A 19,257-nucleotide genomic window follows, 5' to 3' on the forward strand; every position below is an offset into this window, starting at 1 on the left:
TTCATGAACAAAGCAATTCTAGTTCTTGCCGTTACTTCGCTGATTACAGGGTGTAACCAACACCTTAGAACGGTTACGCTTCCTGACGACATGATAATGAAACCAAAAGTTTCTGACCCCTACATGCCAAGAGATGGTGAATATTCGTTCTACTCCTCCAATAGTGCGATCGTTATAGAAGCCGAAATTACAACTGATGGTTTTGTTCAGGTAAGGCGTATCCAAGATATTCAACCAGAGAATTGTATCATCAAAGCAACAGGGGCGATTTCGGAACTAACTAACCGATTTATAGTTGAACCGAAAACGCTGAAATGTGACAGCCATGAAACAGAACTGTCCGGTACTGCAATTGGTTCGGACGAACGTGTTGGACTTCGGTTCGACCCAGGGACAGGAAAGATCCGTAAAAATGACATGAGGTTCATTTTCCTCATAAATAAACCAATTAATCTTAGCGGATTTGAAATCGAATACTATAGTGATCATCCGATTCGTTTTGTTGATTCACTCTGAATGTTTACAGCCACTCCCAAATTGCTGGCACATGTTCTGCCGACAAAAGATAGAGTTACATTCCAAAAAACCATAAATTCACTTCTACCAGCACTTAAGTAAGTGAATTTATGGGCATATGCCGAACATATTTCACTCACAGTACTGATCAAATGGATCTGATACAGTATTATTCATTTAATGGTTTTTTTATAAAAGAGTGATGGTTAAGGAGGACATGTGCCAGTCAAGGAATCGATGTATTTTGCTCCGTTTTTAAGAACGTACCGCACAGAAATGGATTGGTCACAGACCAAATTATTCGAGGTTTCCGGTGTGGCTAGAAGGACAATAACGAGAGCCGAAAATGGTGAAAAGGTATCACAGGAGATCTTGGAAAAACTGTCTTTTGCTTTGGGGTTGACACATTGGACTGAATTGGTAGAGAACAGAGATAGTGAAACGTATAAACATCCCAGACTAGGTATCGCCCTGAAGGTTAGCAATTTATACTTTAAGACGCTGTGGCAGTCTCACGTATTGACTTTCATAGTCCTATTCTACCTATTTATAATCGGTAATGTTGCTACTGAAAAGTCATCTGTCGATACCTTAGTGAGATACTGTTTGTTTACTTCATGTTTCATTGTGCCTTTGGCAAGCTTTCTTAATTACAAAAGTTACTCCATCGAGCCGCAGCGTTCATTGCCACTTTCCAAATTTAATATAGAACAAACTCAAATCAGGAAACGTTATTCTGATAAAAGTATGATTGCTATCGGCCTCATCGCAGTTATGTTTATGCTTCTGATTCAAGATAAGCTCGTGCTTGCTTCATATGTGATCTGGTATCTACTTACTACCGGGCTTATCATTAAATCAACCCACAAGGTCAAGTTGACGTATCAGTGAGTTATTGAGTGGTTGCAACTTGTGACTGGCGATGTACCTGGCACTTTCCTGCTAACCAGTTTAAACGTTCCATGAAGTCTACAGGAAATGCGGAGATATCATTATCCACTAACCAATAGATCAACTGGCATAAGCGTTTCATTGAGGCCTTATGATTGCGGAAATACTGATTAAACTTGTATTGATCAGAGCTAAAGAATTTAAGTTGATCCGTATACTTGATTAGATTTTTGCTTAAACTCTCTTCGAAGCTGTAAAGCCTGTCATGCACCCAATGACGCTCCTCATTGGGTGAGAAGTGCTTCGCAGTACCTTTGGACTGATTCTGCTCGGGTTTATCAAGAAAGTTTCTCACTCGTACCAAATGATTGAAGTAGCCCGTATCCGGAGACCAGGCGTTTCCAAAAATCCCCCACTCAAACTCAAACACAGATAAACGTAACGTGGCCTCGGCTTGTTTTTCTGCATCCTCTAATCGGGCAAGTAGATTCGAATTTTCGTGTTCTATCAGGTTGTTCTTCATATTGAGTACGACTTGACGCAAGTCAGAACCTTCAGCCATAAGACTTTGGGCGTTATTAATACTGACGTTAGAAAGAACACTTATAACTTCATCAGCTTCTTGATCCAAAGATTTTTTATAACGAGCATTCGACATAATAATTCACCAACGAAATACTGATTTGGCTTCTGCCAGAAATCATTGTAATTGAGGGAGGGGGCAAAAATTATTTTACAGTGATAGTGGGGTTAGTTCTAGAGTAAATGCTGATAGGTTCGTGAATTGAGCCCTACATTTGGTGATGAAGGGCTTATAAACATTGTTTGGCCGCAAAACTTAATCAATGACTGGTGCTATTAACTATTTTGCCATCTGCAGCTCTTCTTGCTAACGAATAGAGCATTCCTTGTTCGGCTTCTTCGTTAATAGGGTGCTGAAAAGGCAACCATTCGTTTACGGTTCGTTCTGGGTAAGGCCATTCTAATTGGTCATGTATGGGTCCCGGCCATTGATTATTTGGTGGTGCTTTAATTGGTACCACTTTACGACCATGAAGCTCGAGTAAGCCAAATCCATCAGGCAATCGATCTACCGTGATAAGATTTGGTGGCGTTATGTAGAATCTATATAATCCTACCCCCAGCTCTGTATGAATCCGCTCTGCCTTCTTCATGTCAGCAGCAAAGTCGCTTAAACTAACTTTACTTTCTATCATCGCTGAGCAATTACTTCTAAATCCGATGCAATCAACTTTCTCACGAGCTTTGGCTGTACCAATGTTAATGCCTACAACACCAAAACCTTGAGACTTTAACCAGTAGGCCGCTTTTAAGCATAAGTGTTCATGTAAATCTGAGGGCATAAATCACCATATTAGTTTTTACGTAGATCGATAATATCGCCAATCGCTTGGTCACTCATATTGCATCGAGTGATGGCTCTAGTCTCAGCGTCAAAAATCGGAACCATCACTGAGTTCTTAAAGATCTTATCACGGACGTATAACTTGTTATCAACACAACGAAATCGAAAATTACGGGCTTTTCCAAGATCGAACGCTTCAACCAAGCTGATGCTGTCCAATTTATCACCATAATCGCGGCATAACATAACCCTTCCATCATCATCAAAGTTAGGATGCCAGGTAGTGGACCCCGAGAAATAAACCACACCATTCAAACAGTAGGCTTGATAGTGTTTCCGCTTTACCTCTGGGGTGTTCTTAGTCGAATCAGACAAACTCGTTGTTCGTTGGGAGATCTTTAAACGATGATTCAAATCTTCAGCTGGCAGGTCGTAACTTGTTAAGGCCATAAATGCTGCATACACAAAAACTAGACCCCCTACAATACGTAACACTGAAACAACAACTTTTCGCAACTTACTTTTTGGTTCAGAATAAAAAATTCTTTTCATACTCGATTCTACATACTAGATAATCAACCGAAGACATAACTAGCTCTATAAAATTGCTGGAAACATCCCCATAACAAAACATATCATGCAACTTGGCATACTAATAATGCTGCAATTTATGACTACACTTTTCCTGTCTTTGAATTGCAAGTTTTAGTCATCATTTTTGAATTTCCTTTTTAGTATTCTGCAATTCTTCCGCAGATTGCATTGGAATGCCAAACTGGTAATCTAGTAGCAACAAATTAACCGCGTCGTAAGCTGTAACATTGTCTACTGAAGATAGGACTTCCTGGAGTTTTGGTTCAACGAACTTTGTGAGCGAGGATTTTAGCGCCTTTAACTCTTTCGCAGTAAGTACATACTTGTGTGCTCCAAGAAAAACCAATTTAGGCAATGGCTTAAAGAAAGTGTTATATGGTTTTGTTGAACGCATAAACTCAACAGACATGTATGAAAAGAAAGGTCCAATCAAATGATGTGCAATGATTCCAATTAGAATAAATACAATCTCACTCCACGAAGGAGACATAACAAAACCAATTGCTGAAACAACACCATAAACTCGCAACGCACAAAGAACAATCATACAGTTAAATACAGATGTTCCTATTCTGCAGGCATACGATTCCGCTTGGCTAAAATCATCACATAGATCTGTTGTAACTCTATAGAAAATACCATGTCTACAAATTCTCACTATACACCTTCTCCGCGAATATATTATTTGATGCACTTGATTCAGAAACAACAATCTCACTGTCAAACGTGTTGATTGCAAAACTAAACATAATTACTGAACAAAGAGTTGAAGCAACGACGGTTAATGCATAAGACTCAAGACTGAAGGTCTCAGTCCCATCAAGAGCACTCATTAAACACGGAAGCAAAATAGCCCCCAAAAGATACATAACAACCAGTAATACAGCCATTCGTACCATTTTTATTTGGGTAGAGTAGAGGGGCTTATTTGAGACAACTACCGGCTCATAATCAATTCCAGTAAGTAAGGTTGATCCACTATGATATGAGAAGCCGTTTTGATTGCATTGCTCAACAGTGTTCTTAATCGTCATTCTGTACCGAACCTTTTATGCACCTAAGAGATTAAAGTAAAAAGATATATTGGTTGTAAATGCAACCATGAATTAGTGCTCTGATCATGTTACGTTTTTTCGAAATTGCTGATCGCATCACATTTCAAATTGCCTGTATATTTTTACAGTTAAACTGTGCAAATTATAAAATAGCCCTTATACTCAATGCGATAAGAGCAGGGCGATTGAAGCGAGGATTTTTTGTTTTGTTAGTTGCAGATAATAGCATTGGCGCGAGCTTGATGGAATCATCAATGGGTTCAAACTATGATAGTTTGCGCCCTGCGCAACTTCGCATGTTGACCATGTTACCGACTACAGCAGCAGCAAACACTCCAGAGGTGCAAAGACAAGCAAAGCGATTTCTTGAAGAACTTGAACAAACAAGAGGTGGGTTAAGAAACCGCTCTTGGGATAAGCTTGAAAGTCGGTGGGGTTTGTTTGTTACTTTCTGTTTTAGGTGTGGGGAGCAACCACTACCAGTCAAACACGAAGTGTTAATGAGTTATCTTTCCGAACGAGGGGCTTTGGTACATAGAAATACGCTTAAAGGCGATCTGTGGGCCATTAATACTATTCATTTCAACGCTGGCTTTAGTAAACCATGCGATGATCCCGCGGTAAAGGCACTGGTAAAAACCATCAGTGACGAGCAAGTTGAGGCAGGAACTGGCATTAAGCAGGCTACACCTATAACACTTGATGACCTGCGTGTAATTTCAGAATCTTACGAACATTCAAGTAGTTTGCACGATATTAGAGACCTCGCCATACTGGGTACCGCTTTTTCATGCCTACTACGTGGAAGTGAGTTGCGTCGTATTAAGTTAGGTCATATCGATTTCACTAGAGCAAAACTCACGATTCCTTTTACCAAAACAAATCACTCAGGTGCGCCTGACATAGCCCCAATTAGTAAGATGGCACTAAGATGGATTGAGAAGTACCTTAAATCGGCCAACTTTGATCTAAATGACAAGGAGCAATTTGTATTTCGTAGGCTGACTCCACGCCATACGCTACATCGTGACAAAAGCGCATGTATTGGTAAAGATGCATTAAGCCGCTGTTATAAAAGAGCTTATGAACTTGTTGAGCTCAATCATATCGGTGAAACTCCATTTTCAACACACTCAACACGCGTTGGTTCTTGTCAGGCTCTGTGGGCTGCTGGAGTCGAACTTGGCGAAATTATGAAGCTTGGTAGATGGTCAACGGAGGCTATTGCTTATCAATATGGAAGAGGGTTTGAACCAAATACGGAAACAGTAAATAGTATTCTTAGTTTCTGATTCTCTTGAGGCTTCATTGGCTGGAGGTGGATAAGAAACCAACATCCAGCCTAATGCCAGGAGGGGTATAAACTTAAAATGTTTACTTTGAACTCAAAACGAAGGCTGGGTTTAATTTCGATGCCCGTGAAGCGGGATACCAGGTCGCTATCAAACTTAGAACAATAGCAGTACAAGACACTAAAACCACATCGGTCCAGATAACATGAGATGGCAAAAAGTTTACAAAGTAAATATCGCCTGAAAGGAATTGATGACCAATTAACCTCTCGATCCCCTTAATTATCGGTGTAAGGTTGAGAGCAATTAAAACCCCAATAATGCTACCACAAAGACTACCAAACACACCTGAAAACACACCTTGCCAAATAAAGATCCGTTTAATCAAACCGTCTTGTGCTCCCATAGTACGAAGGATTGCAATCTCGGCCGCACGATCTTTTACCGCCATCATCAATGTTGAGACAATATTGAAGCAGGCCACGCCAATAACTAATACCATCACCAAATACATGATGGTGCGAACGAGTTGAATATCTCGGTACAAAAAGCCAAACTTTTGTTGCCAGCTTTTCAAGTAAACATAAACATCAATTAGACTACCGACTTCACGAACTATCGATGGAGCATTCAATACATCATCAGTTTTCAGCGAAATGCCTGTAATTCCATCACCTAAGCGAGAATAAGCTTGAGCATCTTTAAGAGGCACTAGTGCTAATGAGTGATCGATTTGACCATTTAGCGTTAGGAATCCAACGACCTTAACTCGAACGCGCCTTGGGGCTTGAACCTTATTTGAATGGCTAGCTTGCGGGATCATTAATGTAATATAGTCTCCAACATCTACCATTAGCTCATTGGCTACACCTCGACCAATAATTATTTGTTGTTTATCAGCATGAAAGTTTTGCCAGACGTTGGGGTCAATAAAATCAGTTATTCGTGAAACGGCTTGCTCAAGCTCAGGATCAATTCCACGCACTTCAATAGCTTTTAATTTGCTACCTTTCTCTGCCAGCCCTGTAAGTCGAACATATGGCGCAGCGGCAACCACTTGCTCGTGACTTAAGGCTTGTTTCATGGTTTTGTTGAAGTGCTTTAGAGGGCCATTCGCGCCCTCTAGTTCACCATGAGGAATCACAGAAAGCACTCGCGATTTCAACTCACGTTCAAAGCCATTCATCGCTGATAAGCCAATGATGATGACTGCTACACCGACCGCAATGCCGATGGTAGAGGAGAGTGAAATGAAAGACACCATCTTGCTACGCTTTTTAGCACGACTAAAACGTCCACCGATCATCAAAGCTAAAGATGAAAACAAAATCAAAACCTCTTGCTTGCTAATTCTGTGTTAAACGGTTTACCAATAAACCGTCCCGCATGTACATTTGACGATCCATTTTTACTGCAAGCTCGTTGTCATGCGTGACTACTAAGAATGCAACATTGGATTCAATACTCAATTCACGCATTAAGTCATAAACCTTTAACGCCGTGGTGTGGTCTAAGTTACCAGTAGGCTCATCGGCTAATACTAAATCAGGTTTGCTTACCAAAGCTCGAGCGATAGCCACACGTTGACGTTCACCACCAGAGAGCTCAGCAGGGCGATGATCCATCCGATGACCCAAACCAACTTTCTCAAGAAGGGCTTTTGCTTCTGTTCTTGCAATTGACACTTTAGTTCCACCGATCAAAAGTGGCATTGAAACGTTTTCAATCGCAGTGAAATCGGAAAGCAGGTGATGGAATTGATAAACAAAGCCAAGATGCTTATTGCGCAATACAGCTTGTTCATTGGGGGTCAATGCAGACAGATTCTGTCCTAAAAAATCTACTTCTCCTCGAGAAGCCTCATCTAACGCTCCAAGGATGTGCAGAAGTGTACTTTTCCCCGACCCAGATGAGCCGACGATAGAAACCAGCTCACCTTTATCTATATCAAAACTTACGCCTTTTAGCACTTCAGTACTTACCGAAGCCTCACGATAAATTTTTCGAATGTCGCGACATTCTAGTAGCTTATTCAAATCTCAGAACCTCAATAAGACCAACTGTAAACTCACGAAAGGAGATGATAATAATTGCAGACAGTCTCAGGGTAACCTTAAGTACAGCTACTAATAAAACCTTGAATAAATAACTCACAATTGGGGAATGGGCACCAAAAATAAAAGTGCCTCGCCTTGTTTTACTAAAATTAGATATATTAGATCAAAGGTCTGACTAAAAAGCCAGACCTTTGTTGAACCTCTCAGTGGTCAATGAGATTTTTTGACTGAGCCACCTTGACTCTTATACTCGAAATTGAGAAAGAATATCCGACTGCTGATTAATGACTCCAACCTGGCAATCAATGTTATCGTGGGTTTTGGATGTATTTTCACTAACTGAAAGGGACAGTTCTTGAATTTTACTGGTGTTAGCGTTGATTTCCTCTGCAACAAGGCTTTGTTCTTCCGCGGCAGATGCAATCTGTAAGTTCATATCAGATATTTTTGAGATAGCCTCACGTATAGTCAATAGTGCTTTATTCGTATCATGAGCGCGAGTAACAGCTTCTTCGCTTAAACTTCGGTTAGACGACATTGCATCGACTACAAACTGAGTATCAGAATGAAGCTTCGATATGATAGAACCAATCTCTGAAGTTGATTCTTGAGTACGTTTAGCAAGGTTTCGGACTTCATCGGCCACAACAGCAAATCCTCTACCTTGTTCTCCAGCTCTCGCTGCCTCGATCGCGGCATTCAAGGCAAGTAGGTTAGTTTGTTCTGCAATCTCATTGATTACGTTGATTACTGTATTGATTTCATGAGTAGAAGTTTCTAACTCTACGACACGTGAGGAAGTTTCAACAACTGAGTCAGATAACTTTGAGATTGCATTTACGGTGGACTCAACAACTTTACTCCCTGAGTTGGTTGCATCATCTGCTTCTTGAGCCGCTGCAGCTGCGTTCTGCGCATTTAAAGCAACATCTGAGGCAGTCGTTGACATCTCATGCATTGCTGTTGCTAGTTGTTCGATTTCTTGACCTTGAGTGGTCATAGCCGTGGCGGATTGCTCAGAAGCTTTGAATGTGCCTTGAGAGATACCTGTTAAAGTGTCAGCTATCTCTTTCAGGCTGATTACCTGATCACGCAATTTTTTAGTGAAAACATTGAAGTTTTTAGCAAGCTCCGCAAATTCAGGATCTGTTTTTTCATCCAATTGCTTTGTTAAGTCACCATCGCCAACAGCAATATCATTCAACGCAACGTTCAATGTACGAATCGGCTTCATAAGATGATTAATGATCAGAAGCAGCACAAAGACTGATACAACAATTGCAAGTAGTACACTTAATATCGAGGTATTTCGGACTTCGCTTACAGCTTTGAAGGCAATGTCTTCATCCAATATCCCACCCACCAAATAGTCAGTTCCAGGAACTGCAGAAAATAGCAATACATATTCTTTGCCATCTAGCTGAATGCGCTGCTGCTCTCGAATTTTTACTGAAGCCCCTTGATAAATACTACTAACAACTTTGCCATTGTTGCTTGCGTCCTGATCTGCCACGATGACTCCGTCTCGGGTAGTCACAATCATGTTGCCTGCGCCAAACAAATTCACCTTATTTACCAACTCTGCAATACCCTGCAAACTAACATCAAAGAATAGTGCACCTATAAATTCGCCTTTATCGTAGATCGGAGCAGCAAATGAGATAATCATTACATTATCCGTTGCATCCAGATACGGCGGGGTGACAATTAATTTACCGGCTTGCTTCGCCTGCTTATACCATGGACGTTGACGACCATCCCATGAATCTGGTGGGGACCATGATGTATTACCCGAAGTTGCCTTACCATCGATTTCAAAAGCGCCTCCTACTAGTTCAAACGATTCAAGTATTGCTTTGTCCCCGGATGCCTTAATAAGAGTATCTTTCTCCGGATTTTCATTCACCTGATTTACTACGTACTGAGCTAGATGTTTCTTCTCATTCATAAAAGTGGCGAGCTCACCCTCAACGCCGTTCATAATATTTGGTATTCCACTCGCAACCTGATTCTTTAGCGATCTGTCTACCATTATGTACTGAAAAGTGGAAGTGACTGACAGTATCGATACCAATAGTACGGTTGATGCTGTAATTACTTTATGCGTAAATTTCATAGAACCTCAGAGTTTTTGTTTTGATAGCTTATTGCTGCTAAAACAATCAATAAACCATTTTTGGATTGTATAAGGAATATTCAAGTCAGCCAAACATAATTAACAATAATGTATTTTATCTTTGGAATATATGTGACGACCATAAAAAAAGCCGAACCAATTGTCCGGCCTAATTCTTCTATTGCAAGATGGCGTTAATCATCCAAGTTAATCCATGTGACCGCAGAAGTACCCCAACGATATCCACTATCTGTTTTGAATGACTCCAAACCTTTTCCAACTTGGTAAACAAATGATGAATCCGCTCCCATAGAGCCAATTGCACTAGTAAGTTCACTATTGCCTAGTTTCGATGATAGTGCGGAAAGTAGGGCTTTAGTGTATGAATTATTAACGTTTAGGTTTACTGCAACAATGTCATCATTAGTAAGACCTGAGATTTGATTTGCTAAATCAGTCGAGGCCCAATTAGAAGCTGCAAAGCCATAAGTCAGATAACTAGCATCAACTGCTTTTCGGATTGCTACCTGAACTTGGCCGTTTGGAACCTTAGTTCTATCCATTTCCATAACGGGAGAACAACGACTCGAGTCTGTTGAAGCACAAGTTCTCTGAATCACGTAACGCAAATCGTCCGGTGAATCGATCCATGGGAAATTAATAGTTACCTTAGAAACACCTTCTTCTTTTGAAGAGTACCTCATTGGAATGCTTGTTCCAGAACGAACTAAATCAATAGTCATGCTGACCGATTCACCCGGAGAAATCTCAGTTCCTTCAATTATTACAGGAGCAAGGTTAGAAGCATCCGCTTTGATTGTTACCTGATGAGGACCTTCGACCAACTTATCTTCACCACTTTTTAGTGCTGGTATTTTAATGGTTGCTACCAGATTGTCTTGGTAGTCGGCTAACGGAGTATCAGATGGAACCACCACAAATGATTGCTTCAAGAAATCGTTGTTGTTTTGTGGAATAACTGCCAAATCAAATACACCGGCATCATACGAACCAAGGCCATTATTGCTTGTCTTAAAGCGAATATCTTCATAAAGACCAAGATCGTCTAAATCGGGCTTCATTGTCAGAATGCCTGTGTCTTTATCAAAACTCATGAAACTAGGCATATTCGTAACACTTATATTCGGATTATCGAATACACTAGTACCTTCTGACTTCAGCTTCATATTGACGTTTGTAGTTTTCTCAGCTTCGATGTAGTGGGGCATTACAATCGAGGAACCCGCAGATAGCACATTGAGTGTTACAGTTCCGTCCGTATACAAATTTGAGTTATCAGTTACTCGATACTGGAAGGTCTGTGCACCATCATGATCTGGGTCCGGTACATACGTAAAAGAACATGGCGAAACAAAAGTGACGCTGCCGTATCTTGGTTGACCGAGCAACTTACATGTGTGAGTGTCAGTATTATTCTGATCGGTCCAGGAGCCTCTTACAGTTTTCGACACACCCTGTACTATTTCTTCAGTTATGTTAGCTGCAATTGGAGGATAAAGTTGTTCAATTGCGTTGTAATTAACTTTACCTTGGGACCAGTTAAAAAACCCGAATCGAGAAGGCTTAATGTCTAATCCAGAAATGTCAAAGATAGTTACTCCGTCAATCTTCGTTACAATTCGATTTGCATAAACCTGCATCTCAAAATTGTATGAGGTACCGTGAGTCCAACCTTTGCTTGTATTTCGAGCTAAAATAGTGTTCGTAGAAGTGTTCGATTCGTGTGAAGGTCCCCAACCCATGGCCTGGAATGAAGCTAGTGATCCCTTATGATGGATCAGCTTATAACCTTTTTTAGCCCCAGACTGATCACCTTTTTTCCAGTCAAAAATGTAAAATTCAGAATTTGGCTCACCGAGAATGAACCCGATCCAATCATCATCGCCTGCGTTTGAATCAACTTTAATTTTGCCTTTAAAAGTACGGTAAGAGTATTTTTCTGTACTCATAAATGCAGTGGGATTACCGTTTATGCTTTGATAAACGCTGTGACCACTCGATGCTACTGACCAATTACCAGCACTTGAAGCACCAGCTTGGGTCCAACTATGAAGATCTACATAGTCTGCAGCCAGAGTATAAGATGATGCAGCAAAGCATGACAACGCCAGAGCAATGTCAGTTCGTCTAAAACTAAACATAAGTTAGAGTCCTTTAGATTGTATTGGCTCGCGTCCGCGTCGCAACATCAAAAAGATTCATCAAATGACAGGTTACATGAGACTACGAAGCGTTAGATACGGGTGCACTATATCTTAAGTTATATTTTGCTTAAAAATCAATCCAGATTTGGTTGTTATTCGGCTCTAAACTAACATTTATGATTAACGCCGCAACAAAAAGGGCACCCTCTGTTGGTGCCCTACTTAATATAAACTAAGAACTTAATAAATCGTAGTGAGTGTAGGAATGTTAAACATAAACTCAGCAGAACCTTCTGTGTTGTTAGCCGGGTAAACCTCAATATCAAGTTTTGATCCAGAAACACCTAAATCTACGACCATCGTTTTCGTCTCACCTGGAGCTACAGTTACCAACCCATCATTGCCGCGCACAACAATCGGGAAATCAGAGTTCTTTCGATTTGATATCTCTGCTTGCTGCTTACCTGTTGCAATCTGACTGCTATCTAATGTGAGGATTTCTTCACTATAAATACTTGCAATTGCATGATCTGAAACATCATAAAGCGCAGCGCCATTCGAAGGTAAGTACTGTTGAGTGTCAACTACTATTAAATTTTCAGGTGTATATCCAAAAACAATAGACTTGGTAACTGAGTTTCCAAACTCGTCTTGTGCAATCATATTAAGAGTGTATCGTTCACCTGAATCATAATCGAGGGTAGGGAAGATGCGTGGTTTTTCTACGCTAAAATTCCCATCCCCTTTGTCAACGATTGCAAGATATACGTTCTCATTGGCATCTGAACCAGTCAACTGAACGCTCGTTAAAGAAGCCTCTGAAAAGTCTTCTACTTTAAACTCCAAGTCTCTAATATCAGTAATAATTTCAGGTAAGACTGTACCGTTATACGTGACTAACACTTCCGGTTTCTTAGTATCAATGGCGTAGCTTTCTGTTTTTTCGGTTCTATTTCCGTAGGAGTCTTCCACAAAAAATGTAATTGGAACAATCGCCGCAACATCTAATGATGAAGTGTCAAACGTATATTCTCTGTGCTGGTAATCAACTTTGTTCATTGTAGGGGACGACAAAGCAATTACATTTCCGTCAACAACAGCTGACGCGCCCACAGAAGAGATTACCCACATCGAAGATCGCCAGTCACTTGTAGTATCAGCATCGAAAGTATTCATCTGGATTGATCTGCCCATTTTATTCTGGGTCAAACTGCTGATCTGAGGACTGTTAAAATCCCAATAGGTATACAAGTAACCTGAATGAAGGCCCATGGTACCATCAGCCTTATAAGCATGATGGGCGTATGGTATGTATCCGCGACCTGTTGAGAATTTATAGTTTGTGGAAATATCGCAATAAGTTGATCCAATCTCGATATAACAAGTGCCACCACTACTAAGAGTTCTTTTCTGACGGTAACTCCTAGCTTGGCCGAACAATCTCACAGTTGTAATGGTCGCTGGCTTTGAAGTTCTGAAGGTTTCTGACGTTATCCAGTCGTTAGAAAGGTTTGTTTTATAAGCAAGCTTTGTATGCACTGGAGCCAAGTCTACTCCATTAGCTAATGTGAAATTGAATGAACGAAGGTGGTGAGTACGACAAACATGACCAGATTCAGAAAAGAAGTGAAAATATGTATATTGCTGCTTATATGGAAAGGTTCTCTCATAATAAGCATAGTTTCCATCAGAGTAACTAATTGCGTTGCCAATCTTCCAGCCATATGGAGCTGAAGCAGTCGCAAAATCATTAAGATTGCGTCTATAACGTACTTTTACAGGATTAGCATATATAACCATGCCTGGTGAATATGTTTGCCAAACCCCAGAATTTGCGTTGTAGACTTGAGTTACATCGTTGGCCGTTGATGGGCAAGTCAAGTCAATATGTGAATATCGACTTTTAGTGCTTTTGTTCCCGGCCACATCGAAAACGTCAATGCCAATCTCATAGTAACCAGGGGATGGAACCATGTTTGTCGATGCCGCGATACTGCCGTCAATAACGACCGAGTTGCTATCATTGTTATACTGAACATCCGCATACTTTTTTGTATTATCAGGTTGTTTAACCCAATACTCAACATGATCTATTCCATTTGCATCAGTAACACCACTCATATTTAGCTGCTTCGTGGTGTTTGTTTGACCAAAGTTATCGATGGTCGCGTAGAAGGCATTTCGAGTTAGTGTAAACGACCCTGCAATGGTCGGCGCAGTTGTATCTTGAACAAAGCTGTAAGAAGAGGTTGATGTAATTGAACCAGATAAATCCAAGCTCTTTACAACAAACCTATAGGAACCGTCTGAGGGTGGGGCATCCAAGGTAACGATTTTGCCGTAGAAATCATTGCCACCTACGGTGATTCTATCTGATATGTTTATTACTGATGTTTCAACATCATCAACAATAATCCCAGAGTTGCTAACTAATTGAACTTCTAACTTACGGTCTAAACCTGAGGAGATATAAAGTTGAATAGCGCTATTAATTGAAGTGAATCCTAGATCGTTACCTTCTACAGATTGTGTTGCGCCGGTTGTATCCGAAAAAACCGCTTGTTCGATACCAGCAACAGCAGCGGAACTAACTAAGAAAGAGCTGGCAATCAGAGCGAAACTTCTCTTAAAACGGGGGGGACAGATCATGATAGTACCTAATTTCTTCCAGACTGAGCACATAGAACAGTCGAGGTCAGTTTTTATGCGCATTGCCAAAACACTTAAAAAGTAAGTAATTAGCTACGACGCAACAAAATCCCATAGAACGCAACGCACCGAATATGTAGATGGCCTGCGACTACAACGCTTGATGAAGATTGAATTAGCGGCTCAGAAATATTATTGAACCAAAACTAGCTTTGAAGGTGAGCAATATCTCTAGAACGCAATTCGAATGATAGCCATATATGGCACATTTATGATAGTGCAACGTGCGTTGAGAGATCAACTAGAAAAGATGTACAGGAACACGATGATAAGAACATTGAGTTTAGATCAATTGAGAGTGGCTTAATGAAGTTCTTTTTTGAAATTCCTATAACTGCGTTTATAGGAGTAAGAGAATACCTAGTATCAACAACTCAACACACGATAAGTGTATCCCTATCAATCACATAGGACAATTAGGTAGCTATAATCCCCATTATAGCCATATAGAATGTTTCGCATTATTCAGCGGTTACATTACATGATCGCAATATTAAACCTGTGACTGCGCCACCTATCGCTCCTAGCAACACTGCTATTGGACCTAAATCTAACAATCCAATAAACCCGGAGCCTACAATAGCTCCACCAGCAATAATAAAGCTCTTTCGATTTTGAATCATATTTGCTCCCCAAATTACGTTTCTATGACTCAATTGAATGCCATGAACGAATTAATGTCCAACACTTTCTTCCTACGTTTACCGCTGAACCTTCAATTTAGTGAGGACTATGATGCAACAGCGAACCTTCATTGAGTCAACTGATCGACAACTTTGAAAAAAGCACCAGTTCGATCTGAATGACCAGACGTTCTGCACGCATATCGATATGTAAAATTACTTCCTTTCGTTGAATACTTTCTAAATGACTCTTCGAGCTCAAGTCCGAAACTTCCGTTATCCGGCTTTTCAGTAAAGTATATCGCTTGAATTATGCTCGAATTGCTTTCATCTCTGAGCTCCATGTACAGGCCGCTAGACGGCATTGGATTGATGAAGTTTACCGCGTACTGGTTACAGTAATCATCAGCAATCGGTGCACGTAAAAGCCACTTCCAGTCAACCCTATCAAGATCCAAGCTGTATGTGCCATAAACTGAATTTTCTAGCTTTAGACTGTCTGCCGGCATTATCGGGCGACTATACTTTGTAACTCCCTCCCATCGTATGAATACTTTGTTTGATAGAGTTCTCAACTGAAGGATGCCTTTTGGTTTAATGTCGAACAAACCAAATGAAACTGCACTGTTTGTTTTGTTTTGTACGAATATTGAAACGTCAAATGGCTCCGAATTTACCCTTTCGGATATTTCAACAGGTTGACTTAACCAAGCTCTTACCTGAAGAAACAAAAACACAATACTGAGAACACTAGTAAATATCGCGACCATTATGGCCCCGACAATTAGAATTTTCTTCATCCTCCCTCTCCTACACTCGCCTCATCTCAATATGAGAAGCTTTAACCCTACCGCAACATGCGATAATATCCATGCTCTTGTATTGCAGGTGAATACTTTAAGCTTAGGTCACCACCCCTAAAGGTCATACTATGCCAATAAATAAAAAGCGTTCTTACTCTAGAGAGCAAATTGAACAAGCATACAATGACGCTGGTAATTTAAGTGGAATGGCGAAAATACTACATATATCGTACCCAACAGCCCAATCCTGGGCAAAAGAACTGAATCTTAAACTGAACAAAGTTGGTTACCAGAAAGCAAAATACACTCTAACTGGGCTTCAATGCCGCTCCGCTAGAGAAGCTCTTGGCCTAACAATAAAGGGGTTTGCAAAAAACTCAAATGTTAGCGCAACCTCTCTTGGATGTTTCGAAAGAGGTAAAAGTGAAGTTCGAAAAAAAACCGTAGATAAGATTCTTCACTATTTTATGGTAAGTGGTGTCGTATTTCATAATGACGGTACCTGGGAGAAAATTTCTTCGTCAAAAAACCTCAAATGCTAGTACTCGAATTCAAATACTAACTCTTTAAGCCTTCGTGACATAAAGTCACTTTCTGGTTTTTTGAAAATACCAATTCCCTCGATGCTTGATTTCAAAATTTCGCATAGAACATCACTACCAAGTAATCCGGTAATTTGAGCCTCAAACGTTTTGTCACTAAGTGGATTCATAATGACTCGCACCTGACAGTTCTGCCTTGCGAGTTTTTTTTCCATGATCACAGTATTCGAGATTCTATTTTTATACATCTGTTTGTAATACTTGACATACTCACTCACCAATTGCATGTCTTGGGGTAAATCCCTACTTGTTTTCCACTTCTTATCCTGCATCGCCAAAATTGAATTGACGCAAACATCTCTGTTTTTGTAAGAGTTGCCAGCGCTAGTCAACTGAATTGTCCCTTTCACAAAATCAGCACAGTCAATCTTTATCATTTCCCCTTGACGGTCAGACACATACACATTAACCCTATCTTCCCCATCAAGGTAACCACCAAGGATATCGGCTTCGGTATAAGGCGTTTCCAAATAGTACTTTAAACCAGCATCGCATATGGGTTTCATTTTAGCTGTCTGAGCTTTCCTTGTCGGAACAAGCGCCCTTTTCTTTGAATACCGAGCGCACTTTACGTCATCAGGCTTGCCTTTTGTGTTTATAAAACTTACTAGTAAGTAACCATGCCTTTCTATTTCAACACTCATTACTTCTGAGCCTGTATATGGTGATGGCCGAGCAGCTTTATCCGTTTTTGCTATGGATACTTGAGGGATAAAGGCCATTGCTGCAAGCAACAGATAAAGTTTCATGAGTCAACTCTCCTATTCATTTAGCGACGTTAACCGACCTTGTACTCAATCTTAAAAACATTATCCCATGGAGTACTTACCATTGGACAGCAGTAACTTTCAAAACGTATCTCTGACTTTACTGCACTCACTCTTAAGCATTCACAATGTTGTGAATAACAAAAAGGCACCCTTAAGTGCCTTCTGAATAAATTCTTTTAGTCATTAAAAATTACTAGTCATCATTCAAGATCGTAAAGTTGCCACTTGTTTTATCACTAAGGTAAGCGTTCACAGGGTTGCTAAGTTCTATAGAAAACGTCTCATCGTTCTCTCTCACTGTGTCACCGTAGATACGAACCTTCAATGTTTTTTTGGTCTCACCTTCTGGGAAACTTATCACTCCCCCCTGACCTTCGTAATCAATCTCAGATACGTCAACTGCACTTATATCTACATTGCCTTCAGACCCACCAGCAGGAACGATTGTTAATCCATTCCACAATTCATGATCACCATATTTGCTCTTTAAGTACGATACTGAAACATTAGAACGGTTTACATTGCCATAAAATCTGATGTTAAAGTTAGACGCTACTTGGTTCGCCCCAGCCTGAAATGCATCATGGTCTGTAATGATCATAATACCTCCGCCCAACTTAGAGTAATCTCCGAAATTAGCAACGCCTTCTTTATTGAAGATCTTAACGTTAGAATAATTAGAGCCCATGTAAATTACAGCATCATATTGATTCAAGTAATCTAAAGGAACATTAACATTACCAACGCCACCAAAATCAAGACTATCTTTCACTGTCAATGAATACCCATAATCTCTCGCCCACTGGTTAAACGAATTGTAAAAGTGACCACTTCCAGTACCTTTTACACGGTAGCTTTTACCGCTATTGGATGGATTACCACCAAACAGAAGGATTTTATTTCCTCCACCGCTTCTTTTGATCCATTGAATAGCATTATTCAGGTACCGCCATTGGTCCCCAGACTTTGAATACGTATTGTTATAAAATTTCGGGAAGCCACCATCCAGGACTAAGCGACCGCCAGCTGCATTATCAACTACAGAAATGAATGGGTTACCATACGCATCATAAGCTAAGTTAGTAGCTTCACCCGCAATCGAGTATGCATCATTATCACTTGTAATGTAATCGACAGTCACTTCGTGACCGGTTTTGACATCAAGTGACACTTCAACGTTCACAAACGAACTTCCTATATTGCCCTCAGGAACGACAACGTCTGCAATGGAAATTGTAGGCACCACGTCTAATTCTGAGTAAAGTTCTGCAATGTGAAATTCAAACCAAACCTTGCCAGACGCCCCATCAACAAGACTCTTGAATGGAATTTTCATAATACCATTTTCGTCAGCTTCGACTTCTACCTGAATTGAATCCCCTGGATTAACAGTCTTCTCATCAATCATAAGGCTGATCTCAGACCTATCCTCAAGCGTCAACGATACTAACTGACTGCCTACTGCAATATTCTCTTGAATTGTATAGAAAGGGCCCGCGCTAATTTGTGGCGTGGGTTGGTCAGCGTAATCATATACATATTCCGATTGATTTAGAGCTGAAATTGGATGTAGTTCGGTCGCATGTGACACGGGCACCGATAGGCAACAAACAAAGCCTAACATACTAGAGAGGTGTATTTTATTCATTACAGAGGACTCCAAGGTACAAGATTCGGCTGTTTAGTTAAGCATATCGC

18 protein-coding genes are annotated in these 19,257 nt (G+C 40.4%); 4 read left to right on the forward strand and 14 right to left on the reverse strand.

Annotation, left to right across the window (positions count from 1 at the left end):
* The first annotated feature begins 3 nt into the window (after positions 1-3).
* Positions 4-516, forward strand: coding sequence for a hypothetical protein (locus H735_RS09185; RefSeq protein WP_020194331.1), 513 nt, complete (start codon positions 4-6; stop codon positions 514-516).
* A 219-nt stretch (positions 517-735) separates the two neighbouring features.
* Positions 736-1,407 carry a helix-turn-helix domain-containing protein gene (locus tag H735_RS09190; protein ID WP_020194332.1) on the forward strand — a complete coding sequence of 224 codons (672 nt, stop codon included), beginning with the start codon at positions 736-738 and terminating at the stop codon, positions 1,405-1,407.
* A 1-nt stretch (position 1,408) separates the two neighbouring features.
* Here H735_RS09190 and H735_RS09195 read toward each other — a convergent pair whose 3' ends face one another.
* From H735_RS09195 to H735_RS09215, 5 genes are all read right to left on the reverse strand, one after another.
* On the reverse strand, positions 1,409-2,065 hold the full coding sequence (locus H735_RS09195) for a hypothetical protein (protein ID WP_020194333.1): 657 nt from the start codon (positions 2,063-2,065) through the stop codon (positions 1,409-1,411).
* Between the two features lie 184 nt (positions 2,066-2,249).
* Positions 2,250-2,771 carry a hypothetical protein gene (locus tag H735_RS09200; RefSeq protein ID WP_020194334.1) on the reverse strand — a complete coding sequence of 174 codons (522 nt, stop codon included), beginning with the start codon at positions 2,769-2,771 and terminating at the stop codon, positions 2,250-2,252.
* An 11-nt stretch (positions 2,772-2,782) separates the two neighbouring features.
* On the reverse strand, positions 2,783-3,325 hold the full coding sequence (locus tag H735_RS30790) for a hypothetical protein (RefSeq protein WP_152447569.1): 543 nt from the start codon (positions 3,323-3,325) through the stop codon (positions 2,783-2,785).
* Between the two features lie 160 nt (positions 3,326-3,485).
* Complete coding sequence (locus H735_RS09210; protein ID WP_152447570.1) at positions 3,486-4,025, reverse strand: hypothetical protein; 540 nt, start codon at positions 4,023-4,025, stop codon at positions 3,486-3,488.
* Positions 4,012-4,401, reverse strand: a complete 390-nt coding sequence (locus tag H735_RS09215) for a hypothetical protein (RefSeq protein ID WP_020194337.1) — start codon at positions 4,399-4,401, stop codon at positions 4,012-4,014. The genes H735_RS09210 and H735_RS09215 overlap by 14 nt, the downstream gene beginning before the upstream one ends.
* Positions 4,402-4,487: 86 nt before the next feature.
* On the opposite strand from H735_RS09215, the gene H735_RS09220 reads away from it, so the two are divergent.
* Positions 4,488-5,714 (forward strand): tyrosine-type recombinase/integrase, encoded by a 1,227-nt coding sequence (locus H735_RS09220; RefSeq protein ID WP_020194338.1) that lies wholly within the window; start codon positions 4,488-4,490, stop codon positions 5,712-5,714.
* 82 nt (positions 5,715-5,796) lie between these two features.
* Here the strand turns inward: H735_RS09220 and lolE are convergent, their stop codons facing one another.
* From lolE to H735_RS09250, 7 genes are all read right to left on the reverse strand, one after another.
* Positions 5,797-7,041: a lipoprotein-releasing ABC transporter permease subunit LolE gene (gene lolE / locus H735_RS09225; RefSeq protein ID WP_027726558.1), complete on the reverse strand. Its 1,245-nt coding sequence runs from the start codon at positions 7,039-7,041 to the stop codon at positions 5,797-5,799.
* Between the two features lie 19 nt (positions 7,042-7,060).
* On the reverse strand, positions 7,061-7,750 hold the full coding sequence (gene lolD, locus H735_RS09230) for a lipoprotein-releasing ABC transporter ATP-binding protein LolD (RefSeq protein WP_020194341.1): 690 nt from the start codon (positions 7,748-7,750) through the stop codon (positions 7,061-7,063).
* Positions 7,751-8,015: 265 nt separating this feature from the next.
* Positions 8,016-9,752 carry a methyl-accepting chemotaxis protein gene (locus tag H735_RS09235; protein WP_020194342.1) on the reverse strand — a complete coding sequence of 579 codons (1,737 nt, stop codon included), beginning with the start codon at positions 9,750-9,752 and terminating at the stop codon, positions 8,016-8,018.
* Between the two features lie 329 nt (positions 9,753-10,081).
* Positions 10,082-12,049: an Ig-like domain-containing protein gene (locus H735_RS09240; RefSeq protein ID WP_020194343.1), complete on the reverse strand. Its 1,968-nt coding sequence runs from the start codon at positions 12,047-12,049 to the stop codon at positions 10,082-10,084.
* A 243-nt stretch (positions 12,050-12,292) separates the two neighbouring features.
* The gene (locus H735_RS09245; protein ID WP_020194344.1) at positions 12,293-14,701 is read right to left on the reverse strand and encodes an Ig-like domain-containing protein; all 2,409 of its coding nucleotides are present in this window, start codon (positions 14,699-14,701) and stop codon (positions 12,293-12,295) included.
* A 521-nt stretch (positions 14,702-15,222) separates the two neighbouring features.
* Complete coding sequence (locus H735_RS30795) at positions 15,223-15,384, reverse strand: hypothetical protein (protein WP_020194345.1); 162 nt, start codon at positions 15,382-15,384, stop codon at positions 15,223-15,225.
* Positions 15,385-15,512: 128 nt separating this feature from the next.
* Positions 15,513-16,184 carry a hypothetical protein gene (locus H735_RS09250; RefSeq protein ID WP_020194346.1) on the reverse strand — a complete coding sequence of 224 codons (672 nt, stop codon included), beginning with the start codon at positions 16,182-16,184 and terminating at the stop codon, positions 15,513-15,515.
* A gap of 131 nt (positions 16,185-16,315) precedes the next feature.
* Here H735_RS09250 and H735_RS09255 point away from each other — a divergent pair, with 131 nt between their 5' ends.
* Positions 16,316-16,729, forward strand: a complete 414-nt coding sequence (locus tag H735_RS09255; RefSeq protein WP_020194347.1) for a helix-turn-helix domain-containing protein — start codon at positions 16,316-16,318, stop codon at positions 16,727-16,729.
* On the opposite strand, the gene H735_RS09260 is transcribed toward H735_RS09255, so the two are convergent.
* Both H735_RS09260 and H735_RS09265 read right to left on the reverse strand, forming a co-directional pair.
* Positions 16,726-17,538, reverse strand: coding sequence for a hypothetical protein (locus H735_RS09260; protein ID WP_020194348.1), 813 nt, complete (start codon positions 17,536-17,538; stop codon positions 16,726-16,728). The genes H735_RS09255 and H735_RS09260 overlap by 4 nt on opposite strands.
* A gap of 214 nt (positions 17,539-17,752) precedes the next feature.
* Entirely contained in the window at positions 17,753-19,207 is a 1,455-nt protein-coding gene (locus H735_RS09265; protein WP_080641551.1) for a Calx-beta domain-containing protein, read from the reverse strand.
* Positions 19,208-19,257 lie beyond the last annotated feature (50 nt).

Source organism: Vibrio owensii CAIM 1854 = LMG 25443, from assembly GCF_000817815.1.
Classification (GTDB): Bacteria; Pseudomonadota; Gammaproteobacteria; order Enterobacterales; family Vibrionaceae; genus Vibrio; species Vibrio owensii.